Below are 23,170 nucleotides of genomic sequence, written 5' to 3'. Positions count from 1 at the left end.
ATGAGTCCTCCTGACGTGTGGAACACGGTGCCTACCCTGCGCGGCCAGCACGTGGCGCTGCAGCCGCTTCAGCTTGAGCATGTCCCCGGCCTGCGCGCTGCCCTCGAAGGCAGCGGCCTGGACCAGCTCTGGTACACCCAGGTGCCGTCACCGCAGCAGGTCGAGCACTATGTGCAGGCCGCGCTGCAGGCGCACGCCGAAGGCAAGGTGCTGCCGTTCGTGATCCGCGACGCCGCCGGTGACATCATCGGCAGCACGCGCTTCTACGACATGGATGCCAGCGTGCCCAGGCTCAGCCTCGGCTACACCTGGTACACGCCGGGCGTGCAGCGCACCGGCGCCAACACCGAGGCCAAGCTGTTGCTGCTGCAGCACGCCTTCGAGTCCATGGGCTGCATCAGCGTGGTGCTGGAAACCAGCTGGTTCAACGTCACCTCGCGCACCGCCATCGCCCGCCTCGGCGCCAAGCAGGATGGCGTGCTGCGCAACCACAAGCGGCACGCCGACGGCACGCCGCGCGACACCGTCATCTTCTCCATCATCGATGCGGAATGGCAGGGCGTGAAGCGCCACCTGCAGTACCGCCTGGACAGTCACGCATGAACGATTCGACTTTTACCCTGGGCATCGTCGGTGCCCGCGGCCATACCGGCGCCGAGCTGATCAAGCTGGTGGCCGCGCATCCGCGCCTGAAACTGGCCTTCGTCTCTTCGCGCGAGCGCGCCGGGCAGCGCCTGTCCGACCACCACCCGGAATTCCAGGGCGAGCTGCAGTACGAGAACCTGGACGCCGATGCGGTGGCGGCCAAGGGCGTGGACGCGGTGATCCTGGCCCTGCCCAATGGCCTGGCCGCGCCGTTCGTGGCCGCATTGGAAGCGGCGAAGGCGGACACCGTCATCGTCGACCTCTCGGCCGACTACCGTTTCGACAACAGCTGGTACTACGGCCTGCCGGAGCTGACCCGCGACCGCTACAACGGCCAGAAGCACATCAGCAACCCGGGCTGCTATGCCACCGCGATGCAGCTGGCGGTGCATCCGCTGTTGGACCTGCTGGCCGGTCCGCCGCAGTGCTTCGGTGTCTCCGGCTACTCCGGTGCCGGTACCACGCCGTCGGACAAGAACAACGTCGAACTGCTGGCCGACAACCTGATGCCGTACGCGCTGACCAACCACGTGCACGAGCGCGAGGTGTCGGTGCAGCTGGGCGTGGCCGTGGAATTCATGCCGCACGTCGCGCCGCACTTCCGGGGCATCACGCTGACCGCCAACCTGTGGCTGAACCGCGTGCAGACCCGTGAGCAGATCGTCGAGCGCTTCCAGCAGGCCTATGCGGGCGAACCGCTGATCGAGGTGGTGGACGAAGCGCCGTGGGTCAGCCGCATCGCCGGCCGCCACGGTGCCCAGGTCGGTGGCTTCACGCTCGCGCCGGGCGGCAAGCGCGTGGTGGTGGTGGCGACGCTGGACAACCTGCTGAAGGGCGCGGCCACCCAGGCCATGCAGAACCTCAACCTCGCGCTGGGCATCGACGAACTGACGTCGATCCCGCACTGAACACGCATTCCGGAGCCCCCATGGCAGACCTTCTTTGGCAGAAGCCCGGCGTCGCCGTCGACGCCCAGATCCAGACCTTCCTCGCCGGCGACGACGTGATCCTCGACCGCGAGTTCTTCCTGCATGACATCGCTGCCAGCGCCGCGCATGCGCAGGGCCTGCAGCACATCGGCATCCTCAGTGCCGATGAGCTTGCCGGACTTCTGCGCGAACTGGAGATCCTGACGCAGGACTTCCGCGAAGGCCGCTTCGTGCTGGATACGCAGTACGAGGATGGCCACTCGGCGATCGAAGCGCGCCTGACCGAACGCCTTGGTGATGCGGGTCGCAAGATCCACACCGGCCGCAGCCGCAACGACCAGATCCTGGTCGCCACGCGCCTGTGGCTGAAGGAAAAGCTGCAGCGCGTTGCCCAGCTCAGCACCGAAGTGGCAAAGGTCGCGCTGGACCGCGCGCAGGCCGAGAAGGACCTGCCGATTCCCGGTTATACCCACATCCAGCGGGCCGTGGTGTCCTCGGCCGGCATGTGGTGGGCGGGCTGGGCCGAGGCCTTCATCGACAATGCCATCCGTGCCCGTGACACCCATGCGCTGGTTGATGCCAATCCGCTCGGCACCGCCGCCGGCTACGGCGTGAACCTGCCGCTGGACCGCGAGCACACCACCGCCGCGCTCGGTTTCGCGCGCATGCAGGTCTCGCCGATCTACGCGCAGCTGTCGCGTGGCAAGTTCGAGCTGGCCGCGCTGGAAGCGCTCGGTGGCGCCACGCTGGACCTGCGCCGCATTGCGTGGGACCTGTCACTGTTCACCAGCGCCGAGTTCGGCTTCGTCGCGCTGCCGGCGCAGTACACCACCGGCAGTTCGATCATGCCCAACAAGCGCAATCCGGATGTGATCGAGCTGATGCGCGCCACCCACGCCAGCGTCGCCGCTGCGCGCACCGAGATCGAGCAGCTGCTGTCGCTGCCGTCCGGCTACCATCGCGACCTGCAGTCGTCCAAGGGTGCCATCTTCCACGGCTTCGGCCGTGGCCTGGCCGCGCTGGAGCTGCTGCCGGCGCTGCTGGCCAACCTGGAATGGCGCGATGACAGGCTGCGTGCGGCGATCGATTCGGGCATGTATGCCACCGACGTGGCGGTGGAAGCGGCCGTGGCCGGTGTGCCGTTCCGCGAGGCCTACAAGGCGGCTGCGGCCGGTGCCGACAGTGCAGGGCAGGGACGCACGCCGGAAGGCAGCCTGGCTGCGCGTGTATCGCCGGGCTCGGCCGCTGACCTGCGCCTGGACGAACTTCGCGCGCGCTGGCAGGCGTTGTCCTGATGGCGGCCACGGTGTATCTGGTGCTGGCGATGCGCCGGCCGGACTTCAACGATGCAGCGGTGCAGCCGCATCGTGATTTCCTCGATGCGTTGCAGGCGCAGGGCAAGCTGCAGCTGACCGGTGGCTTCGCCGATGGCAGCGGTGGCGCCTACGTGCTGTGCAACGTGGACAGCCTGGCGCAGGCGCAGGCCATCGTCGCCACCGATCCACTGGTGACGATGCAGGCCTCCGACCTGACCGTGCACGAATGGAACACCCGCTGAGAGCCTGACCGATGATCCAGCACGCTGCCCACGTCGCCTCGCCGTTCCCCGAACAAGCGCTGCCGCCGTGGCGGCGTGCGGTGCTCAAGGTTGGCAGCAGCCTGCTGGCAGCTGATGGCGGCGGCCTGTCGCCACGCCACGCGCTGGGCCTGGCGCAGTTCGTCTCGGCCAATGTCCTGGCCGGGCGCGAGGTGGTGATCGTGTCTTCCGGCGCGGTCGCTGCCGGGCGCGCAATCCTGCCTCGGGCCGATGAGCCTGGCGCGGCGATGGCGGCGCGGCAGGCCCTGGCCGCGCTCGGCCAGGCCCAGCTGATCGGGCTCTGGCAGCGCTTCTTCGAGCGCCCGGTGGCGCAGGTGCTGCTGACCCACGACGACCTGCGCAACCGCCGCCGCTACCTCAATGCACGCGCCACGTTGAGTGAACTGTTGCGCCTGGGCGCGTTGCCGGTGGTCAACGAGAACGACACCGTGTCGGTGGATGAGCTCAAGCTCGGCGACAACGACAACCTGGCTGCCACCGTGGCGGCGCTGGTCGACGCCGATGCGCTGTTCATCGCTACCGATATCGATGGCCTGTACAGCGCCGACCCGCGCACCGTGGCCGATGCGCGGCCGTTGCACGACGTGCCGGAGCTGGGTGACGAGGTGCTGGCGATGGCGGGCGGCGCCGGCTCGCGCGCCGGTACCGGCGGCATGCGCACCAAGCTGGAGGCGGCGGCGAAGGCCGGGCGCCTGGGCATCGAAACCTATCTGTTCAATGGCCGCAGCGGTGACGTGGTGCGCGCGCTGGCGCAGGATCGCCTGTTCGGCACCCGCATCCATGCCGCACGCAGCCGCGAGGCCGCCCGCAAGCACTGGCTGCGGCATGCACCGCTGGCCGAGGGCGTGATCGTCATCGATGCCGGTGCGGCACAGGCGATGCGCGAGAAGGGCGCCTCGCTGCTGCCCGGTGGCATTACCGGTGCAGAGGGCGTGTTCCGCCGCGGCGATATGGTACAGGTGTGCTGGAACGCGCCGCAGGGCCGTGTCTGCGTGGCCCGTGGCGTCAGCCAGTATGCTGCCGACGACGTACGCCGGATTGCCGGCCACCATTCGCGCGACATCCAGGCCGTGCTCGGCTACAACTACGGCGGCAGCGTCGTCCATCGCGACGACCTGGTGCTGCCATGACCGGATTGAAGGACACACCGATGAGCGAGATCGAAGCGCAGGCGCGTGCCTGCCGTGATGCGGCGCAGATCGTTGCCGGCCTGGACAGTGCGGCACGACGCACGCTGCTGCTGGCGATGGCGCAGGCACTGGAGGTGAATGCCGGACTGATCCTGGCCGGCAATGCACGTGACCTCGCCGCCGCGCGCGGGAAGGGCGTGGGCAGCGCCATGCTCGATCGTCTGGCACTGGACCCGCCGCGCCTGTTCGCGATGGCCGAAGCCGTGCGCGAAGTGGCCGGATTGCCAGATCCTGTCGGCGAGGTCACCCGCGATGACGTGCGCCCGAACGGCATCCGCGTGCAGAAGGTGCGCGTGCCGCTGGGCGTGATCGCGATGATCTACGAGGCGCGCCCGAACGTGACCGCCGAAGCCGCGGCGCTGTGCCTGAAGGCGGGTAACGGCGTGATCCTGCGTGGTGGTTCCGAGGCAATTCACTCCAACACCGCGATCGCGCAGGCACTCGCCGGTGCGTTGAAGGCCAACGGCGTACCGCCGGCCGCCGTGACCGTGCTCACCGACCTGCGCCGCGAGGCAATGCTGGAACTGCTGCAGCTGCATGAGCTGATCGACCTGGCGATTCCGCGCGGTGGCGAAGGCCTGATCCGTTTCGTTGCCGAGCATGCGCGGGTACCGGTGATCAAGCACTACAAGGGCGTCTGTCATCTGTTCGTGGATGCCAGCGCCGACCTGGGCAAGGCCATCGACCTGCTGGTGGATGGCAAGTGCAGCCGGCCAGCCGCCTGCAATTCGCTGGAGACACTGCTGGTACACCGTGACGTAGCCGATTCGTTCCTGCCGCGCGTGGCGCAGGCGCTCGGCGAGCGCGGCGTGCAGCTGCGCGCCGATGCGCAGGCGCAGCCGCTGCTGCCGGGCAGCACGGCGGCGACCGAGGAGGACTACGCTGCCGAGTTCCTCGACCTTGTGCTGGCCGTGCGCGTGGTGGACGACCTCGATGCGGCCATCGCGCACATCCGCCGCTATACCTCCGATCACACCGAAGTGATCGCGACCGCAGACGCCGGCCATGCCGAGCGTTTCGTTACTGCGCTGCGCTCGGCGGTGGTGATGGTCAATGCCTCATCGCGCTTCTCCGATGGTGGCCAGCTGGGCCTGGGCAGCGAAATCGGCATTTCCACCACGCGCCTGCATGCCTATGGCCCGATGGGTCTGGAAGCGCTCACTGTCGAACGTTTCGTGGTGCGTGGCGAAGGGCAGACGCGCACATAAGTGGATCCACGCCATGCGTGGATGTTCTTCGCGGCAGACCCCGGTGCCGACCAAGGCCGGCACCCATCAGGCACAAGCGCCGACCAGGGGCGAGACCCCACTGGGTTGTCGGGCTACACCACCTCGCGGCGGATGCCGACCGGGCGTGCGTGATCATCCATGTGCAGCGTGGCGGCCTTGCAGCTCATCAGGCGTTCGGCCAGCCCGGTGCTGGCACCCAGATCGGCGGCTACTTCGTTGAGGCTGGCCAGTGGCCGCGGCAGGCGGCGCTCGCGGCCACGGAAGCGGGCACGGTTGTACTCGGCCCAACCGATCAGCAGCACGCTGGCGCACAACAGCATCAGCGGCAATGCCACCAGCACGTAGGGATCGAACTGGCTTTGCCGTTCGTACAACTGCTGCCAGGCCAGCTGGCCGCCAACCAACCACGAGAACAGGGTCACCAGGGGCGCCCACAGGTAGAAGTAGAAGCCCCAGAACGCCAAAGTGACGAATCCCCAGGCGGTGCGCTGGAAGCGCGGCTGGCGGTGTGGCTTGCGGATCATCCGTGAGTCGAAGCGGTTGGACGGGCGTTGCGCGTTCATCGGATCCCCCGGTCAGGGCTGGTCCAGGTGGCGCGCTTGCTGCGACGGCGCAGCAGTGTCTTCGGCAGCGCCACCAGGGTGGTGGAAAGGCTGATCAGCCAGTACGCCATCGGGTACCAGATGACCCAGAAATAGTTGCGTCCAATCTGTGTTTCGTAACGCCGGTCGATGATCAGGCTGCTGGCGAACTGCAGCAGGCAGACCAGCGCCAGGATCACGCCATGCCACTGCGGCAGCAGGCTGGCGATATGCAGCTGCGGCGGCAGCTCGATGAACTTGCCCAGTGCCCACAGCAGCACGATGAACAACATGGTGTAGGCCCAGATCACGCTCAGCACGTACTCCAGCAGCACGCCCCACATGCGCCGCTCTTTCCAGTGCAGCAGCGAGCGCGCGTGACGCAGCATCACCTCCACGCCGCCTTGGGCCCAGCGCAGGCGCTGCCGCCACAGGCCCTTGAGGGTCTCCGGCATCAGGATGAAGCACAGCGCATTGGGCTCGTAGCGGATGTCCCAGTGCGCGCGCTGCAGGCGCCAGCTGATGTCGATGTCCTCGGTCACCATGTCATCCGACCACCAGCCCACCTGGTGCAGGGCGGTACGGCGGAAGCCGGCGATCACCCCGGAGATGGTGAAGATGCGCCCGTATACGCGCTGCGCGCGCTTGATCATGCCGATGATCGAGGAAAACTCGGCCACCTGCAGGCGTCCGAGCAGGGTGGAGCGGTTGCGGATGCGCGGGTTGCCGGTGACCGCACCGACCCGGTTGCCGCTGACCAGGTGCCAGACCATCCAGTGCAGCGCATGTTCCTCCAGCATTGCATCGCCGTCGATGCACACTAGGTACTCCGAGCGAGCGGCCAGTGCACCCATGCGCAGCGCATTGGCCTTGCCCAGGTTACGGTCCAGGTGCAATACGCGCAGCCGCGGGTGCCTTGCCGCCAGCACATCCAGCCGCGCGCCGGTGTCATCGCTGCTGCCATCATCGATGGCGATCACTTCGTAGTCGGCGGGGTAACGCTGGGCCAGCGCCGCAGTGAGCGTGTCATCCAGGTTCTCTGCCTCGTTGTGGCAGGGCACCAGCAGGCTCGCGAAGGGGGGATCGACCATCAATGGAGGGTCGTTGCGCGGCCGCGAGTGGCGTTCGCGCCGGTAGTAGTAGTAGAGGCCGCCGGACATCCAGAAGAAGGCCATCACCATCGGGTAGTAGAAGGCGAACTGGAACAGGACCTGCAGCAGCGGATGCATGTCCATGTCACTTCTCCGGGTACGGGAAGGTGCCGGCGGACATCGCCGCGCGGGCATCGCGGGTGGAGGGCTGGTCGGCGATGAAATCGTCCGGGTACCAGGCGAAGTGGTGCACGCCCTGCGCCTGCAACTGGCGGATCTGTGCGCGCAGGCGCTCGGCGGGAATCGGTTGCCCGTTGCGCCAATCGACGGTCTGCAGCTCGAACAGGGTGTGCTGCAGCTGCGGGTCGTGTGCGCGTACTGCGGCCAGCAGCTGGTCCAGCCAGCGCTCGGGGTGCTGGCTGCCTTCCATCCACGGCATCGCCATCAGCGCGGTCTGGTCATAGGCCTTGTTGAACAGGTCCAGGCGCTGCGCGAACCAGGCCTCGCTCTGCGGGCGCAGCACCGGCTCAGCGTACAGGTTGCGCACGGTGGCCAGTTTCGGGCGCCAGCGTTGCGCGCTGTCGCGCAGCGCCAGGGTGAAGCTGATCAGCGCCTGCGTGCGCGCGCTGCCATCGCCGCCGGCTGCCAGTGCCGGCAGCTCGGTGTCGCGCAGGTAGCCGTCGTCATGGAACAGCAGGCCTTCAAAGTAGGAATTGACCGCCAGGTCCTCGTAGATGTCGAGCATGATCTGGCGGGCCTTCGGGTTGGTGAAGTCCAACCGGTACATGCCATCGGGATCGCCGTTGCGGATCGCCAGCGCCTTGCGCTGCACCGGGTCGGGCAGCTCGAAGCCAAGCACCGGCAGCCATGCGTAGACCTTCACGCCGGCGCGGGATTTCAGCTGCCAGGCAACGCGGCTGAACAGGTCCGCACGCATCGGCATGTGCCGGTTGGGGAAGTACAGCGCATCGGCAGTATTGTTGCCATCCGGATCGGCGAATGCCTGCAGGTAGACGTGCGTCGGCGCGATGCGCTTGACCCGTTCGACCAGCGCATCGAGGTTGCGTGCCTGCTGCGTCGGGTCTGCGTCGTAGACATCATCCAGGTCGATCTGCAGGGCACGGATGCCATCGAGCGCGACATCGCGGCGCAGCTCGTAGGCCAGCCCCTCCACGGTCGGGTTGTCGCTGACCAGGAAGCGCGCCAGGCCATGCAGGTCGCTGGCCACCGGCGTGCTGCGGCCCTCCAGATCGAAGGACACCGGCATGCCCAGCTGTTCGGCGATGTCGTTGCTCAACTGGTTGTAGGCGGCGTATGGCCAGACGATGGCGCGCGGCCGCACGCCCAGGTGCTGCTTGATGCGCTGCACGCTGCGCGAGAGATCGGCGCGCAGGCGCTGCTCATACTGCGTTTCAGTCTCGTACCTGTGCGTGGCTGGGCTGTAGATGCGGGTGACCACGGCGGGCGTTGAATTGCCCTGTGGATTGGCGAGCACGCCGTGGTGCAGGTCATCGGTGTGGCTGGCCACTTCGATCAGGCCGCTGTCGTGCATCTGCTTCAGCTGCGCCCAGGTGACGAAGTCATCGCGGCCGAACGGCCGGTAGCCGTAGTCGATGGTGCGGCCCGGAGCCATCTCCACGTAGTCGGTGATCACCGCCACCAGCGCCGGGTAGCGGTAGGCCTGCAGCAATGGGAAGGCCTTGTCGTAGACGCTGCGCAGGCCGTCATCGAAGGTCAGCAGCACAGGCTTGGGCGGCAGCGTGGCCCGCCCCTGCGAGGCATCGATCACCTGCGACAGCGAGACCGGGTGATAGCCATGCGCGCCGAGCCAGTCCAGGTGTGCGGCAAAGTTCTGCGTGCTCACCGCATAGGTATCGGCATCGCCCTTGGCCGCGACCTGGTCGCGGATGTCGTGGTAGCTGAGGATCAGCAGGCCATTGTCGATCGCATCGAGATGCGCGGCCTGCTGCGCCAAGGCCGGTGGCGTGATGGCCAGCAGCAGGAGCACGATCAGTCGCAGGATGCGGGCCATGTCAGTCTCCCCAGCGCAGTGCGGCTTCGAAGCCGATATGACGCTCGCGGTGGCCGTCGTAGACCGGCCGCGACCAGCGCACGCCGTACTCGAACACGCGGCCCGGACCCAGCTGCCATTCGTGCATGTACGACACCGACGGCACCAGCGCACTGCCGAAGCCGTCCTGCCAGTAGTCGCCCAGCGAGACTGTCAGCCGGTGGCGGAAGTGGCGTTCGTAGTGCCGCCACAGCTGCTGGTCGATGCGCAGCCCGATCTCGACCATGCGGTCGCGCTTCGGGTTGAAGTAGGGCGCATCGTCGCGGCTGCCGCGACTGGTGTAGGCACTGGCGAGGCCATCGATCAGCCAGCGCGGGCGGGTCAGCAGGCGCTGTTCAAGGCGGGTGCTGAACAGTTCGCGGTGGTTGCCATCGTCATAGCGGAAGCGGCTGGCGCCGAACGTCCAGTGGGTGAGCTCGCTGCGCCGGTAGTCCACCTGTGCGCTCACGCTGTCGGCGGTGATGCCGGCCGCGCGCGCCTGCATCGAGGCTTCTGGATCATTGCGCGCGGCCACCAGGCCGGCGTGCCAGTAATCGTTGAACTGCCAGCCGACGCCGGCCCGCAGGCCGGTATCGCCGATGTGGTCGTTGGCGCGCAGAACGGCCGCTTCCGCATCCAGCTGCCCGAAGCGGTAGCGCACGCCCGCACCCAGCCACAGGGGATCGATGCGCTGGTCCTGGAAATCGGTCGAGCGCCGGTCGGCCAGGGCGAACAACCGCCAGCGGTCATCAAGGATCGGTGTCTCCACTTCCACACCGTAGTGGCGATCGTTGTTGCCCAGTGGCGAGGTGCCACCGCCACCGGAGCTGCGGCCGATGTCGGTCCATGCCTTCAGCTGCCAGCCGCGATGCGCACGCCAGGCCTGGTCCATGCGTTCGACAGCCGGTTGGGTGGGATAGCGTGCGACCAGGTCATCGTGCAGCGGCCGCGCCAGGTCGTCGCGCTGCAGGGCGACGTAGGCCTCTTCCATGCCCAGCCGCGGTTCGATGTCACGCGGGTCCAGCGCGTGTGCCATCTGCTGTCGCTGCAGTGCCCTTCGTGGCCAGCCGCGCATCATGTAGACGCTGCCCAGCGCACTCTGCAGGCCTCCGTTGCCGGGTGCGATGTCCACCATCGACTCCAGATCGTGCTGCGCAGTGACCAGGTCGCCGCTGTAAGCGCGCACCATTGCCAGGTTGAGATCGGCCTCGTAGCGTGACCAGTTCGCGTACGGTGATTTGCCATTGCTCCAGCGCCACGCCGGCTCCTTGTCGCGCCATGCCTGCAGCAGGTCGATCGCCTTTTCCTGCTGCTCGCTTTCCAGGTAGGCGTAGGCCAGTTCCGAATGCGAGGCGTCGCGCGCCGGATCGCCAGCGACGGCCGCCTGCAGTACCGGAATGGCTTCTTCCGGGTGCAGGGTGCCCATCAACGAATCGCCCACGGCAGGCAGCACGTAGTCGGGCAGGGTGTGGCCTTCGGCCTGCAGGGCTCGTGCTTCCTCACGCACCTGTACATGGCGGCCCAGCCGGTTGAGCAGGATCAGCCGGTCCATGCGGATGCGCAGTGGGGCCTGCGAGGGTGGGGTGCCTTCGCCGCCGACGTAGCGCTGCATGCGCGCCAGGGTCGACTCGGCTTCTTCCAGGCGGCTGTCCTCGCTGCTGCTGTAGGCCAGGCTCCAGACCACGAGTTTGGCCAGGTAGTCGCCTTCCAGGCGCTGCTTCTGGGCGTCGTCGAACAGCTGCGGCCGCTGCTGGTACAGCTCCCAGGCGCGCCAGGCATTGCCGATGTCGCCCAGGGTCAGCACGCGCAGCTTGAACAGCAGATCGTCGTTGGGCTGCTGCTGGCTGGCGCGCTCGATTGCGCCGAGCGCATCCAGCCAGCGGGCCTGGTCGCGGTAGCGGCCGATCTCGGCCAGGGCCGCGTCGCGGTCGGTCGGAGCCGCGCCGCTGGCCCAGGCCAGAGCGGTGCATGCGAGGCCGACGCAGAGCGCCAGCCGGCGGTGGACGACCATTGGGGACCCCCTTGGCTTCCGAACCAGACAACCTGTGAAAATGTGACGCAAGTCGCATGCCAGTATTTGGCGTGGCCGTGGCCCGCGTCACTCCCTTCGTGCGTTCCCGCCCATTGAAGACGGATACAACCCGGACAGCGACCTGCAATGTCTTGTCTGAAACGAGAGTCCCCCGCACACCGAGTGGTGGCCTGGGCGGCGCTGCCGCCCCCATGCCCGATGCCGGCACGCGGCAAGGAAGGGCATTCGTGGGCACTATCCGCCCGGAATTGTCAGTTCGGCGTCAAGATTGCCCGGTGTCTGACGAGCGGTAGGCGGGGCCGTCTGGCGGCCCCGGCCGGGCTACCAGAGATCTTCCAGCTTGCGGGGCTTGCAGGCGACCCACGAGGCGCACAGCATCAAGGTGGCGCAGCCGAACAGGAAGCTGAACGGGAGAGTCCAGCCATTGCTGACGGTATGCAGCCAGCCGACCAGGAACGGGCCCAGGCAGCTGAAGCTGTAGCCCACGCCCTGCATGAAGCCCGACAGCGCGGCCGAGCCGGCCGGGGTGCGGGTGCGCAGGTTGATCAGGGTCAGCGCCAGCGGGAAGGTGGACGGGCCGACGCCGAGCAGGCAGGCCCACAGCAGGGGCGCCTTCATCGGCGCCAGCAGCAGCCCGGTGAAGGCGATCACGAACGAGAAGAAGCCGATCAGCACCAGCGGGAACGGGTTCTGCATGCGTACCGCCATCGACGGAATGACCAGTGACGGCAGCAGGCCCAGTGCCGAGAAGACGGCCACCATCACGCCGCCGAACGCGGGCGTGCCACCGGCCTCGACCACGATGCGCGGCAGCCAGGTGAACATCGAATAGGTCATCAGCGAGGTCATGCCGAACATCAGCGTCATGCTCCAGCCCAGCGACGTACGCCAGACCTTGCCGTGCGGCTGCGCGGTGGGATCGGCGGCGTCGGCCAGCGGCTTCGGTGCGCGCCTGGCCAGCAGCAGCCACGGCAGCGCGGCGGCCAGTGCAAGCAGCGCCCACATGCCCAGCGACACGCGCCAGCCTGCAGCGTTGGCCATCGGTACTGCCAGTAGCGCCGGCAGCATCGTGCCCAGCTGCAGCACGCTGATGTAGAGCGTGCTCATGGTGCCGACCTTGTTGGCGAAGTAACGCTTCACCAGCGGCGGCACCACCACGTTGCCGATGCCCATGCCGGCCAGCGCGATTACCGAGCCCAGCAGCAGCGTGCCGACGTTGCCGGCGCTGGAGCGCAGCAGCAGGCCGGCCATCGCCATCAGCATCGCCAGCAGCGTAGTGCGTTCCAGGCCCAGGCGCCGCGCCAGTGCCGGCGTGGCCACGCCGAACAGCGCGAACGAGGCGGTCGGCAGCATGCCCAGCACGCCGGTCATGGTGGTACCGAAGCCGAACTGCTGGCCGAGCACGTCCAGCAGCGGGGTGATCGAGGTGACCGCAGTGCGCAGGTTGACTGCTGCCAGCAGGATCGCGGCAAACGCGAGGACGCGACCGTGCAGCAGCGACGGCGAATCGGAAGTGGAGGAACTCATCGGTGGTCCTTGCAGGTGTCGCACGCCGCGGCAATGGCATGCAGCGCCGGCATCGGTCTACGCCGAAGCGGCAGGTGGGGGAGGGGGCTGCAGGTGGGCCGGCAGCGCGGCCATTGTACGTGTGCGCTCCGGCAAGGTCCCGTCATGCGGGCGGCCTGGCGCGGGGTACAAAAAAACCCGGAGGACAGTGATGTCTTCCAGGCTTCTTGGTGACCACCGAAGTGGTCGGGGAGACAGGATTCGAACCTGCGACCTCTACGTCCCGAACGTAGCGCTCTACCAGACTGAGCTACACCCCGAAGGGAGCCGCCTATTCTAGCGATTCACCCCGATGGCGGCAAGGGGTGAATGCTGTTTTCTTCACACCGCCGAAGCAGTGCCACCTCAGGGAACAAAAAAGCCTGGATGACTTCACCAGGCTTCAATGCGACCACGTGAGTGGTCGGGGAGACAGGATTCGAACCTGCGACCTCTACGTCCCGAACGTAGCGCTCTACCAGACTGAGCTACACCCCGAAGGAGCCGCCTAAGATACCGTGTGAAGGCCAAGGCGGCAAGGTTTTTTTACAGCTCAGCGACGATTTTCGTTCTCGATGCGGTTCTGCTCACGGGCTTCGAACCACATGCCGTTGAGGATGGCCACCGTCGAGGCGAGGCCGGCACCGAGAATCCAGGCGAAGTACCACATGGTCAATCTCCTTTGTTCAAGGGTGTGCCGACCGTCGGCCGGCACACCGGCAATCAGTAGGCGTTCGGGTTGTTGCCCATCTCTTCGGTGGTGGTCTTGCCCTTCAGCACGCGGTACACCCAGGTGGTGTAGGCGAGGATGATCGGCAGGAACACCGCCGTGGCCAGCAGCATGATCCACAGGGTCAGGTGGCTGGACGAGGCATCCCACACGGTCAGGCTGGAGGTGGGCTGGCTCGAGGACGGCAGCAGGAACGGGAAGATGGCGAAGCCGACGGTCAGGATGATGCCGGCGATGGCCGCGCCGGAGGCGATGAAGGCCAGTCCACCACGACGGGCACGCAGCAGCACCGCACTGGCCAGCAGGCCCGCCAGGCCGAGCAGCGGGGCCAGGATCGTGGCCGGCATCGCGCTGTAGTTGCGCATCCAGCCACCGGCGGCGCCGAGTTCGGCGGTCTTCAGCAGCGGATTGGTGGCGCCATCGGTAACCACCTGCGAGGTGATCTGGTAACCCGGCAGGCCGAAGGCCACCCAGGCGCCACCCACTGCGAACAGCACGAAGGCGATGATTGCCGCGATGCTGCCGAAGCGGGCCGCACGATCGGCCACCGGGCCGTCGGTCTTGATCACCAGCATGGCCGCACCGTGGGCGACCAGCATCGACACGCTGAGCAGGCCGGCCAGCAGCGCGAAGGGCATCAGCAAGCCGAAGAACGAGCCGGTGTAGAAGATGCGCATGCTGTCATCGAAATGGAACGGAACGCCCAACAGCACGTTGCCCACGGCCACGCCCATGATCAGTGCGGGAATGAAGCCACCGATGAACAGCGCCCAGTCCCAGGTGTTGCGCCAGCGTTCGCTGGGCATCTTGCTGCGGAACTTGAAGCCGACCGGACGCAGGATCAGGGCGAACAGGATCACGAACATCGCCAGGTAGAAGCCAGAGAAGCTGACCGCATACAGTGGCGGCCAGGCGGCGAAGATCGCGCCACCGCCCAGAATCAGCCACACCTGGTTGCCTTCCCAGACCGGGCCGATGGTGTTGATCACCCGGCGGCGTTCGGCATCAGTGCGGGCGACGAAGGGCAGCAGGGTGCCCACGCCCAGGTCGAAACCATCCATCACGGCGAAACCGATCAGCAGGATGCCGAGCAGCAGCCACCAGATCACGCGCAGCGTGGTGTAGTCCAGAAGAATGAAGTCCATCTTGGTTCTCCTGCCTCAGGCCTGGCCGGCGGCCGGCGCCGAGGCATTGTGGGAAGCATGCGGCTGGGGCGACTGCAGCGAAGGCAGCAACTCGTCCGGACCCTTGCGGATCGCCTTGAGCATCAGCTTGATCTCGACCACGATCAGCGCGGTGTAGATCGCGGTGAAGCCGGCCAGGGTCAGCACGATTTCATGCAGGGCCAGGCCCGATGCCGCATAGAAGGTCGGCAGCACGCCATCGACCGCCCACGGCTGGCGACCATACTCGGCCACGAACCAGCCGCACTCGATCGCGATCCACGGTGCCGGCAGCGTCCACAGGGCCAGCTTGAGGAACCAGCGCTTGTCCTGGAAGTTGTTGCGGCACGAGTAGTAGAAGGCCAGCGCGAAGAAGGCGATCAGGTAGAAGCCCAGGCCGGCCATCACGCGGAAGGTCCAGAACAGCGGCATCACGCGCGGCACCGTGTCCATCGCCGCCTGCGAGATTTCCTGCGGGGTGGCGTTGAGGATGTCATCGCGGTAGCGCTTGAGCAGCAGGCCGTGGCCCAGGTCCTGCCAGTGGCGGTCGAACATCTCGCGCGCTTCCACGTCGTTCTTGTTGGCACGCAGGCGTTCCAGCGCGCCGTAGGCGAGCTGGCCGCCGCGCACGCGGTGTTCGGCGCGCTCGACCAGTTCCAGGATGCCTGGAATCGGCTGGTTCAACGAACGGGTGGCGATCAGGCCCATCAGGTACGGGATCTTCACCGCATAGTCGTTCTGGTGGGTGTCCTGGTTCGGGATGCCGAAGGCGGTGAAGTCGGCCGGCGCACGCTCGGTCTCCCACATCGCTTCGATCGCGGCCAGCTTCATCTTCTGGTGTTCACTGGCGGCGTAACCGCTCTCGTCACCCAGCACCACCACCGACAGCGATGACAGCAGGCCGAACGCTGCGGCCACCGCGAACGAACGACGGGCCAGGTCCTTGTGCTTGTTGCGCAGCAGGAACAGGGCACTGATCGCCATCACGAACACCGCACCGGTCACGTAGCCGGCGCTGACGGTGTGTACGAACTTGGCCTGCGCCACCGGGTTGAACACCACCGCCATGAAGTCGACCACTTCCATGCGCATGGTTTCCGGGTTGAACACCGCACCGGTCGGGTTCTGCATCCAGCCATTGGCCACCAGGATCCAGATCGCCGACAGGTTGGTGCCCAACGCCATCAGCCAGGTCACCATCAGGTGCTTGACCTTGGTCAGGCGATTCCAGCCGAAGAAGAACAGGCCGACGAAGGTGGCTTCCAGGAAGAAGGCCATCAGGCCTTCGATCGCCAGCGGCGCACCGAAGATGTCACCCACGTAGTGGCTGTAGTAGGACCAGTTCATGCCGAACTGGAACTCCATGACAATGCCAGTGGCGACGCCCATGGCGAAGTTGATGCCGAACAGGACGCCCCAGAACAGGGTCATCCTGCGCCAGATCTCCTTGCCGGTCATCACGTACACGCTCTCCATGATGGCCACCATGAAGGACAGGCCGAGGGTGAGCGGTACGAATAGGAAGTGGTACATCGCGGTCAGCGCGAATTGCAGCCGCGACAGTTCTACGACTGTCTGATCAATCATGGCCTGGCTACCTCGTGGGATAGTGCCGTTGCAGGTGGCGGGAAGGGTGGTCTACGACGTGAATGATGTGACCGACTACTTCAAACAGCCTTGATCCAGATCAATGTATGAACAGATGCCCCGGTTGATCGTATGCCAACCTGATGAAGACTGCGACCGCTGGCCGCAGAGGTCGGCCATTGCCTGCGCCTACAATGCCGTGTCTCCCCCGTTGCCCGTGAAGACCCCTTGAGCGCCGCCGAAACCACCCCCGACGCCCTGTCCCCGGAGGCCGAAACTGCCCGCCAGCGTCGTGTCCGCGCGGCGTGGCTGGCCGATCTGGCCCATTCCGCCCGAGGCCGCCAGCAGCTGGCGGCACTGTGCATCAGCCTGTCCGGTGCCCTGTTGATCGGCCAGGCGGCCGCCATCGCCTGGCTGGTGCAGCAGGTGCTGGTGGATCGCGCGCCGCTGGCCTCGGGGTTGCCGGTGCTGGGCGGTCTGGCGGCGATCCTGGTGGCGCGCACGCTGCTGGGCAGCGCCACCCAGGCCGCCGCCGGTGATGTGGCCGATGCCGCGCGGTTGGCCCTGCGTGAACGCGTGTTCGGACGCCTGCTTGGCCATGGGCCGCTGTGGCTGCGCCAGCGCCGCACCGGCGAACTGGGCGAACTGATGCTGCATCACGCTGATGCGATCGAGAGCTATTACAGCGGTTTCCTGCCGGTACGCACCGAAGTGGTGGTGGTGCCGCTGCTGATCCTGGCCGCCGTAGCCTGGGTCGACTGGGTGGTGGCGCTGATCCTGCTGTTCACTGCACCGTTGGTACCGTTCTTCATGATGCTGGTGGGCTGGGGGGCCGAAGCGGCCGGCCGCGCGCAGCTGGGTGAGCTGGCGCGGATGAGCGGCCATTTCGCCGACCGCATCAAGGGCCTGGGCCTGCTGCGCCTGTATGGCCGCGGCGAGGCTGAGCTGGAGGGGATCGAAGCGGCTGCCGAAGGCGTGCGCGTGCGTACCCTGAAGGTTCTGCGCATCGCTTTCCTCTCGTCCACGGTGCTGGAGTTCTTCGCCTCGGTCAGCGTGGCGATGGTCGCCCTGTACCTCGGGCTGAGCTATCTGGGCATGATGTCGCTGCATGCAACGGTACCGACGCTGGGGGCGGGCCTGTTCTGCCTGCTGCTGGCGCCGGAATTCTATGCGCCGCTGCGACGGCTGGCCGCCCACTACCACGACCGTGCCAATGCGCTGGCTGCCGCTGCCGAGGTGGAGCGCCTGCTGCAGTCGCTGCCCGATGAGCAGGGCCTGATCGAGAACGAAGCTGCGCCGCTGGCGGTGGAGCCGGCCGAGGCCGCGCTGCCGCCGCTGCGGGCACAGGGTCTGGTGCTGCGTCCGCTGGGCGCGCCGCACGATGTGCTGCAGGATCTGGACGTGCTGCTGGAGCCGGGCCAGCGCCTGGCCCTGGTCGGTCCCAGCGGGTCCGGCAAGAGTACGTTGCTGGAGGCGCTGGCCGGTTGGCTGCCGCCGCGTGCCGGCAAGCTGCAGGTGCGTCCCGGCGTGCAGGTAGCCTATGCCAGCCAGCGTCCGTACCTGTTCCACGGCAGCATCGCCGACAACCTGCGCCTGGCCGATCCCGGCGCCAGCGATGCGCGCCTGCGCGCGGTGGCCGAGGCTTCGCAGGTACTGCAGTTTGCGCAGCGCCTGCCGCAGGGGCTGGATACGGTGATCGGCGAACGTGGCTTCGGCCTGTCCGGTGGTGAGGCGCGTCGCATCGGCCTGGCCCGCCTTCTGCTGCGTGATCCGCAGGTGCTGCTGCTGGACGAACCCACCGCGTTCCTGGATGCCGATACCGAAGCGGCATTGCTGCGCAGCCTGGCCGCATATGCACGTGGCCGCAGCGTGGTGGTCGCCACCCACAGCCCGGCGGTGATCGCCTGGGCCGATCGTTGCCTGCTGTTGCCGGAAGGCCGCCTGGTGGAACCGGCACAGGCGGTGCGCGCATGAGCCGTTCGCCTGATTCGCTGCGCGCGGTGTTCCTGCGTCATCGTCCACGCCTGTTGCTGACGATCCTGTTGTTGTGGACCACGATGCTGGCCGGCACTGCATTGCTGGGCCTGTCCGGTGGTTTCCTCACTGCGGCCGCGCTGGCCGGTGCCGCAGGCCTGGGGCAGGGATTCAATTTCTTCTCGCCGTCTGCGGGTATCCGTGGCTTGACCATGGCGCGCATCGTGTCGCGCTACTTCGAAAAGCTGGTGGGCCACGATGCCACCCTGCGCATCGCCCGCGATCTGCGCGTCTGGTTCTTCCGCCGCGCGCTGCCACTGGCGCCGGCACGGCTGGGGGCTACGCGTACCGGCGAGTTGCTGGCGCGACTGCTGGGCGACATCGGCGAAGTGGATGGCCTGCTGGTACGGGCGATCGGGCCGCTGGTGGCGCTGGGTGCGCTGTCGGTGGTGGCGGTTGCATCGGCGGCGCTGATCCTGCCGTCGGCGGCAGTGCTGCTGGCGGTGCTGGCGCTGCTGATCGCCTTCGGTGTGCCGTGGCTGGGCGTGCGTGGCCACGATGATGAAGAAGCCGACCGCGCCGCGCATCGCGCCGCATTGCGCACCGCGGCCTTTGAAGGGTTGGAAGGGGCGGGAGATCTGGCCGCGCTGCATGCCGATGCCGCGTGGCAGCTGAAGGTACGCGTGGCAGCCAAGCAGCTGGTCTCGCGCGACCGCCGCCGTCGCTGGCGCCTGATCGCGGCCTCGACCCTGCACGGCCTGGTGGCCGGGCTGGGCCTGGTGGCGATGCTGGCGTTGGCCCTGCACGCCGCCGAACGGCAGCGCATCGCGCCGGAGATGGCGGCGGGCCTCGTGTTCCTGACCGTGGCGTTGATTGAACTGTGGGCCGGCATGGGCCTGGCCTGGCAGTCGCTGCAGTCCGGGCGCATTGCCGCAGATCGCCTGCAGGCGATCGTCGAGCAACCGCCGACGGTGGACGATCCGCAAGTGCCACAGCCGGTGCCGCAAGCCGCGCGCGTGCATTGGGACGATGTGCATTTCCAGTGGCCGGGCGCGGCGCGGCCGGTGCTGTCCGGTCTCCAGCTGACCCTGGCGCCAGGCGAACGCATTGCCATCCGCGGCGACAGCGGCAGTGGCAAGACCACGCTGTCCAGCCTGCTGCTGCGGCTGTGGGATCCGCAGCAGGGGCGAATCACCTATGGTGGCCGCGATCTGCGCGACGTCGCCCAGGCTGAGTGGCACCAGCAACTGGCGTGGCTGCCACAGAACGCACCGGTGTTTGCCGGCAGCGTGGCAGAAAACCTGCGGTTGGGCGATCCCGATGCCAGCGACGCCGCCTTGTGGGCGGTCCTCCGTCGCGTGCGCCTGGGCGACTGGGCCGAGCGCAACGGGGGCCTGCAGGCTTGGGTGGGCGAGAACGGCGCGACGATGTCGGCCGGCCAGGCGCGACGGCTGGCGCTGGCGCGGGCGCTGCTGCGCAACGCGCCGATCCTGCTGCTGGACGAACCAACCGAAGGGTTGGACGTGGATACCGCACGTGCGCTGCTGCACGATCTCTCCGGGTTGGTGGACGGGCGCAGCCTGTTGATGATCACCCACGACGACCTGCCCGAAGGCGTGGTCGATGCGCAGTACCGGTTGCGTGATGGGGTGTTGATCCGCGAACTCTGATCGAGGCATGTCCACGCGTGGCGTGGATCTACTGTAGAGCAGAGGCAGCCGAGCATGGGCTCGGCTCTACAGGTTGGCTATCGCGAGAACTCGCGCAGCAGTACCGCGATCGAGGCCACGTTGGCCAGCACGCACAGCCAGAACACCCATTGGAACGCGGCCTTGCGGTGCTTGTGGCGGAACATCGCCTGGCCCAGCAGCGCGCCGGGCCAACCACCGGCAAAGGCCAGCAGCTGCAGGGTGCGCTCGGGAATCCGCCACTGCTTTCGCTGCGCCGCGCGCTTGTCATGGCCATAGAGGCCGAACGACACTGCGCTGGCCAGCACGCACCAGCCGCCCAGCCACAGCGGCAGCACGCCGCTGATCATCAGCGCGATCAACGCGCCGAAGGCAGCCAGCGCGAGATTACGCCGCCACGCCACTTACAGCGCGTCGAGGAAGCCGCGCACGGCCGGGCCGAAACGCTCGAAATCGACGAGGAAGGCGTCGTGGCCCTGCGGCGATTCCAGGCCGATGAAGTGCGCATCGGCACCGCCGGCGCGCAGGCCATCGGCAACCTGTTGCTGCTGCTGCACGGGGAACAGGATATCGGTGTTGGCGCCGATCGCCAGCGCCTTCTCCACGCGGATCTTTGCGAGCCCGGCCAGCACGTCGCCGTCGGCATACTCGGCCAGGTCGAACCAGTCCATCGAGCGGCTCAGGTACAGGTAGCAGTTGGGATCGAAGAAACGCACGAAGCGCCGTGCGTGGCCTTCCAGATAGCTTTCCACCTGGAATTCCAGGCCGAACGGATCGTCGTCGGTCTGGTCCGAATCCAGCCGCACGCGGCCGAAGCGGCCATCCCACTCCAGCGCGGAGCGGTAGGTGATCACGCCCAGTTTGCGCGCCATGCGCATGCCGGACTCGGGGTACTCGGCATCGTCGTAGTGGCCGCCATTCCAGCGCGGGTCAAGGCGGATCGCCTCGCGCTGCAGCGAGCGGATCGCGATCGAGAACGGCAACGCCTGCGCGCTGCCGGAAATGTTGACGTGGCTGCGCGCGATGCCCGGATGCAGCATCAGGATGGCAAGGGCCGTCATGCCGCCCATCGAGTTGCCGACCACGCAGGCCAGCCGCTCGATACCTAGTGCACGCACGACGTCGACGGCGGCGCGGGCACCGTCTTCGATCGACAGCTCGGGGAAGTCCAGGCGGTAGGGCTGACCGTTGGCCGGGTTGAGCGAAGCGGGGCCGGTCGAGCCCTTGCAGCTGCCCAGCGAATTCACGCACACCACGAACCAGCGGTTGGTATCGATGGGTTTGCCGGGGCCAACCATCGCTTCCCACCAGCCCGGTGCCGGGTTGGCCTCGTTGGCCGCTGCATGCGCGTCTGGGGACAGGCCGGTCACGATCAGGATCGCATTGCTGGCATCGGCCGCCAGCGTTCCCCAGGTCTCGTAGGCCACGCGCGCGCCGTGCAGGGCGCCACCGCGCTTGAACGGGAACGGCGAAGGCAGGGCGTGGAAGCGGGTGCCGGGCGGGATGAATTCGGTCATGCACGCATTCTAGCGGGGCGGCATGTGGAGCTGGCGACACGCTGGTTTCCAGCAGCGGGTGCACGCGGACCGGACCGTCGTATCCACGCATGGCGTGGATCTGCTGTAGAGCCGAACCGATGCTCGGCTGGCGGGCGCCGGCAACCCAATCGCAGCCGAGCGTGGGCTCGGCTCTACAAGTCAGGGAAACCGCAGTTCCACCACGCCTTCATGCGGCAGGCTTACCTTCACCGGAACGCTCTGCAGGTCGCCCTCGCTGCGGTTGGCGCTGCCGGTGGGTGAGATGCGTGCCAGTACTTCCACTTCGCGATGGGCTGACAGCGGTGCGGTTGGCATCGGACTGTCACCGTCGCCCAGCCCGACCGTGTCCGGGAATCCGCTCAGCGGCAGCTTGCGAGCGGCCACCGGCATCGGCGGGCCACCGACGGCACGGGCCAGCACGAACACCTGGGTGCTGGCGGGCCACTCGGCGTTGTTCAGTGCCGGCAGCTGCACGCGCACCTGCAGCTGCGCCGGTGGCGCCGCAGCGCCAGCATCGGGCGCCTGGCCGGCGGCCTCGCGGGCAATGGCGATCTGCGCCTGCAGCGCCTGCGCGGCGCCGGGCTCAAGCCGTGGCAGCAGGCCGCTCCACACATCCGCGGCCTCGGCATTCCTTCCGCGCTGGCGCAGGGCGATGCCCAGCAGCCAGCTGGCGCGCTCGGCATCGGGTGCCTGTGCACGCGCTTGTTGCAACCAGGCCATCGCGGTGTCATCGAACTGCTTGCCGGCATCGGCCTGCGCACGTGCCTGCGCCGCTTCCACCAGCACGCCGGGGTCTTCCGGGGCGAGAGCGGCGGCACGTGCGAAGGCGTCCGCCGCGGCTGCGGCGTTGCCCAGTTCGGCCTGCGACCGGCCCAGCAGCGCCCAGCCATCGGCCCGCTGTGGGTCACGCTCCAGTGCATCCTGCAGGGCCTGCACGCCATCGCGCAGGGTGGCTACCGACGGCGTCGGCTGTACCTGTGCTGCACGCGGATCACCGACCAGCAGGTACAGGCAGGCACCGGCCACGCCCAGTGCGAACACGCCGACCACGAAACCGCGACGACCGTGGTGGCGCAACGGCCACAGCACCAGTGCTGCCATCAGCGCAGCAACCAGGCCAGCCAGCACCGGCAGCCAATGGTTCACCATCCGTCTCCTTCATCGGCCTTGCCGGCCGGCGCCGCGCCGACGGTGCGTCCACGCCGGCGGACGATGCCCAGCACCACCAGTGCACCGGCGCCGAGCACCAGCAGGGGGCCACCCCACAGCAGCCAGGTGCCCGGCTGCAACGGTGGTTGATAGAGCACGAACTCACCGTAGCGGGCGACCAGGAACTGCTTGATCTGCGCGTCGTCGTGGCCCTGCTGCATCAGCTGCAGCACCTCGCGGCGCAGGTCCTGGGCGATCTGCGCGTTCGAATCGGCCAGCGACTGGTTCTGGCACTGCACGCAGCGCAGCTGCGCGGCCAGGTCATGGAAGCGGCGTTCCTCGGCATCATCGCGGAACTGCAGCGGCTGCGGATCGTGCAGCGGCTGCTGGGCCAGCGCCGCCAGCGGCAGCATCAGAATCAGAAGCAGCAACGCCAGCAGCCAGCGCATGGG

Annotated in this window: 20 protein-coding genes and 2 tRNA genes; 8 read left to right on the top strand and 14 right to left on the bottom strand. The window is 67.6% G+C overall.

The features are described from left to right. From ACZ75I_RS13155 to ACZ75I_RS13130, 6 genes are read left to right on the top strand one after another with little or no spacing between them, the layout of a single operon-like run. Entirely contained in the window at positions 1-603 is a 603-nt protein-coding gene (locus ACZ75I_RS13155) for a GNAT family N-acetyltransferase (RefSeq protein WP_472958059.1), read from the top strand. Continuing rightward, positions 600-1,553: an N-acetyl-gamma-glutamyl-phosphate reductase gene (gene argC, locus ACZ75I_RS13150; protein WP_472958057.1), complete on the top strand. Its 954-nt coding sequence runs from the start codon at positions 600-602 to the stop codon at positions 1,551-1,553. The genes ACZ75I_RS13155 and argC overlap by 4 nt, the downstream gene beginning before the upstream one ends. A 20-nt stretch (positions 1,554-1,573) precedes the next feature. Then, the gene (gene argH, locus ACZ75I_RS13145; protein WP_472958056.1) at positions 1,574-2,869 is read left to right on the top strand and encodes an argininosuccinate lyase; all 1,296 of its coding nucleotides are present in this window, start codon (positions 1,574-1,576) and stop codon (positions 2,867-2,869) included. Continuing rightward, a complete protein-coding gene (locus ACZ75I_RS13140; RefSeq protein WP_154351136.1) occupies positions 2,869-3,132 on the top strand; it encodes a YciI family protein in 264 nt (87 codons plus the stop codon). Before argH ends, ACZ75I_RS13140 begins: the two co-directional genes overlap by 1 nt. An 11-nt stretch (positions 3,133-3,143) precedes the next feature. After that, entirely contained in the window at positions 3,144-4,301 is a 1,158-nt protein-coding gene (gene proB, locus ACZ75I_RS13135) for a glutamate 5-kinase (protein WP_088497652.1), read from the top strand. Further along, on the top strand, positions 4,298-5,569 hold the full coding sequence (locus ACZ75I_RS13130; protein WP_061478033.1) for a glutamate-5-semialdehyde dehydrogenase: 1,272 nt from the start codon (positions 4,298-4,300) through the stop codon (positions 5,567-5,569). The genes proB and ACZ75I_RS13130 overlap by 4 nt, the downstream gene beginning before the upstream one ends. 113 nt (positions 5,570-5,682) lie before the next feature. Here ACZ75I_RS13130 and pgaD read toward each other — a convergent pair whose 3' ends face one another. The 10 genes from pgaD to ACZ75I_RS13080 all read right to left on the bottom strand — a co-directional run bounded on the left by pgaD (position 5,683) and on the right by ACZ75I_RS13080 (position 16,369). Continuing rightward, entirely contained in the window at positions 5,683-6,153 is a 471-nt protein-coding gene (gene pgaD / locus ACZ75I_RS13125; protein WP_072168388.1) for a poly-beta-1,6-N-acetyl-D-glucosamine biosynthesis protein PgaD, read from the bottom strand. Beyond that, positions 6,150-7,406 (bottom strand): poly-beta-1,6-N-acetyl-D-glucosamine synthase, encoded by a 1,257-nt coding sequence (pgaC, locus tag ACZ75I_RS13120; RefSeq protein WP_061478032.1) that lies wholly within the window; start codon positions 7,404-7,406, stop codon positions 6,150-6,152. Before pgaC ends, pgaD begins: the two co-directional genes overlap by 4 nt. Before the next feature lies 1 nt (position 7,407). Further along, positions 7,408-9,294 (bottom strand): poly-beta-1,6-N-acetyl-D-glucosamine N-deacetylase PgaB, encoded by a 1,887-nt coding sequence (gene pgaB, locus ACZ75I_RS13115; RefSeq protein WP_180868341.1) that lies wholly within the window; start codon positions 9,292-9,294, stop codon positions 7,408-7,410. A 1-nt stretch (position 9,295) separates the two neighbouring features. Continuing rightward, positions 9,296-11,323, bottom strand: coding sequence for a poly-beta-1,6 N-acetyl-D-glucosamine export porin PgaA (gene pgaA / locus ACZ75I_RS13110; RefSeq protein WP_180868343.1), 2,028 nt, complete (start codon positions 11,321-11,323; stop codon positions 9,296-9,298). Positions 11,324-11,665: 342 nt separating this feature from the next. Then, positions 11,666-12,871, bottom strand: a complete 1,206-nt coding sequence (locus tag ACZ75I_RS13105) for a CynX/NimT family MFS transporter (protein ID WP_472958052.1) — start codon at positions 12,869-12,871, stop codon at positions 11,666-11,668. A gap of 222 nt (positions 12,872-13,093) precedes the next feature. After that, positions 13,094-13,170 (bottom strand) — tRNA-Pro (locus tag ACZ75I_RS13100). 140 nt (positions 13,171-13,310) lie between these two features. After that, positions 13,311-13,387 (bottom strand) — tRNA-Pro (locus ACZ75I_RS13095). Positions 13,388-13,442: 55 nt separating this feature from the next. Beyond that, complete coding sequence (cydX, locus tag ACZ75I_RS13090; RefSeq protein WP_021204639.1) at positions 13,443-13,559, bottom strand: cytochrome bd-I oxidase subunit CydX; 117 nt, start codon at positions 13,557-13,559, stop codon at positions 13,443-13,445. A 53-nt stretch (positions 13,560-13,612) separates the two neighbouring features. After that, positions 13,613-14,764, bottom strand: a complete 1,152-nt coding sequence (gene cydB, locus ACZ75I_RS13085) for a cytochrome d ubiquinol oxidase subunit II (RefSeq protein WP_069139781.1) — start codon at positions 14,762-14,764, stop codon at positions 13,613-13,615. Positions 14,765-14,779: 15 nt separating this feature from the next. Beyond that, entirely contained in the window at positions 14,780-16,369 is a 1,590-nt protein-coding gene (locus ACZ75I_RS13080) for a cytochrome ubiquinol oxidase subunit I (protein ID WP_053501033.1), read from the bottom strand. A gap of 228 nt (positions 16,370-16,597) precedes the next feature. Here ACZ75I_RS13080 and cydD point away from each other — a divergent pair, with 228 nt between their 5' ends. Continuing rightward, positions 16,598-18,343 (top strand): thiol reductant ABC exporter subunit CydD, encoded by a 1,746-nt coding sequence (gene cydD / locus ACZ75I_RS13075; RefSeq protein WP_180868348.1) that lies wholly within the window; start codon positions 16,598-16,600, stop codon positions 18,341-18,343. After that, positions 18,340-20,013 (top strand): thiol reductant ABC exporter subunit CydC, encoded by a 1,674-nt coding sequence (gene cydC, locus ACZ75I_RS13070; protein WP_472958049.1) that lies wholly within the window; start codon positions 18,340-18,342, stop codon positions 20,011-20,013. Before cydD ends, cydC begins: the two co-directional genes overlap by 4 nt. Before the next feature lie 77 nt (positions 20,014-20,090). On the opposite strand, the gene ACZ75I_RS13065 is transcribed toward cydC, so the two are convergent. The 4 genes from ACZ75I_RS13065 to ACZ75I_RS13050 all read right to left on the bottom strand — a co-directional run bounded on the left by ACZ75I_RS13065 (position 20,091) and on the right by ACZ75I_RS13050 (position 23,167). After that, a complete protein-coding gene (locus tag ACZ75I_RS13065; RefSeq protein WP_061478025.1) occupies positions 20,091-20,435 on the bottom strand; it encodes a DUF1294 domain-containing protein in 345 nt (114 codons plus the stop codon). Continuing rightward, positions 20,436-21,548 carry a homoserine O-acetyltransferase MetX gene (metX, locus tag ACZ75I_RS13060; protein WP_231352209.1) on the bottom strand — a complete coding sequence of 371 codons (1,113 nt, stop codon included), beginning with the start codon at positions 21,546-21,548 and terminating at the stop codon, positions 20,436-20,438. Between the two features lie 180 nt (positions 21,549-21,728). Next, the gene (locus tag ACZ75I_RS13055; protein ID WP_472958047.1) at positions 21,729-22,718 is read right to left on the bottom strand and encodes a tetratricopeptide repeat protein; all 990 of its coding nucleotides are present in this window, start codon (positions 22,716-22,718) and stop codon (positions 21,729-21,731) included. After that, a complete protein-coding gene (locus tag ACZ75I_RS13050) occupies positions 22,712-23,167 on the bottom strand; it encodes a cytochrome c-type biogenesis protein (RefSeq protein ID WP_472958045.1) in 456 nt (151 codons plus the stop codon). The genes ACZ75I_RS13055 and ACZ75I_RS13050 overlap by 7 nt, the downstream gene beginning before the upstream one ends. Positions 23,168-23,170: the final 3 nt, after the last annotated feature.

Source organism: Stenotrophomonas sp. X, from assembly GCF_055721025.1.
This window is presented reverse-complemented; position numbering and strand designations above follow the sequence as displayed.

Excerpts from the sequence above, each read along its gene's own strand:
- ACZ75I_RS13155 (WP_472958059.1), top strand. The coding sequence starts at position 1 with ATGAGTCCTCCTGACGTGTGGAACACGGTGCCTACCCTGCGCGGCCAG.
- argC (WP_472958057.1), top strand. The coding sequence starts at position 600 with ATGAACGATTCGACTTTTACCCTGGGCATCGTCGGTGCCCGCGGCCAT.
- argH (WP_472958056.1), top strand. The coding sequence starts at position 1,574 with ATGGCAGACCTTCTTTGGCAGAAGCCCGGCGTCGCCGTCGACGCCCAG.
- ACZ75I_RS13140 (WP_154351136.1), top strand. The coding sequence starts at position 2,869 with ATGGCGGCCACGGTGTATCTGGTGCTGGCGATGCGCCGGCCGGACTTC.
- proB (WP_088497652.1), top strand. The coding sequence starts at position 3,144 with ATGATCCAGCACGCTGCCCACGTCGCCTCGCCGTTCCCCGAACAAGCG.
- ACZ75I_RS13130 (WP_061478033.1), top strand. The coding sequence starts at position 4,298 with ATGACCGGATTGAAGGACACACCGATGAGCGAGATCGAAGCGCAGGCG.
- pgaD (WP_072168388.1), bottom strand. The coding sequence starts at position 6,153 with ATGAACGCGCAACGCCCGTCCAACCGCTTCGACTCACGGATGATCCGC.
- pgaC (WP_061478032.1), bottom strand. The coding sequence starts at position 7,406 with ATGGACATGCATCCGCTGCTGCAGGTCCTGTTCCAGTTCGCCTTCTAC.
- pgaB (WP_180868341.1), bottom strand. The coding sequence starts at position 9,294 with ATGGCCCGCATCCTGCGACTGATCGTGCTCCTGCTGCTGGCCATCACG.
- pgaA (WP_180868343.1), bottom strand. The coding sequence starts at position 11,323 with ATGGTCGTCCACCGCCGGCTGGCGCTCTGCGTCGGCCTCGCATGCACC.
- ACZ75I_RS13105 (WP_472958052.1), bottom strand. The coding sequence starts at position 12,871 with ATGAGTTCCTCCACTTCCGATTCGCCGTCGCTGCTGCACGGTCGCGTC.
- cydX (WP_021204639.1), bottom strand. The coding sequence starts at position 13,559 with ATGTGGTACTTCGCCTGGATTCTCGGTGCCGGCCTCGCCTCGACGGTG.
- cydB (WP_069139781.1), bottom strand. The coding sequence starts at position 14,764 with ATGGACTTCATTCTTCTGGACTACACCACGCTGCGCGTGATCTGGTGG.
- ACZ75I_RS13080 (WP_053501033.1), bottom strand. The coding sequence starts at position 16,369 with ATGATTGATCAGACAGTCGTAGAACTGTCGCGGCTGCAATTCGCGCTG.
- cydC (WP_472958049.1), top strand. The coding sequence starts at position 18,340 with ATGAGCCGTTCGCCTGATTCGCTGCGCGCGGTGTTCCTGCGTCATCGT.
- metX (WP_231352209.1), bottom strand. The coding sequence starts at position 21,548 with ATGACCGAATTCATCCCGCCCGGCACCCGCTTCCACGCCCTGCCTTCG.
- ACZ75I_RS13055 (WP_472958047.1), bottom strand. The coding sequence starts at position 22,718 with ATGGTGAACCATTGGCTGCCGGTGCTGGCTGGCCTGGTTGCTGCGCTG.
- ACZ75I_RS13050 (WP_472958045.1), bottom strand. The coding sequence starts at position 23,167 with ATGCGCTGGCTGCTGGCGTTGCTGCTTCTGATTCTGATGCTGCCGCTG.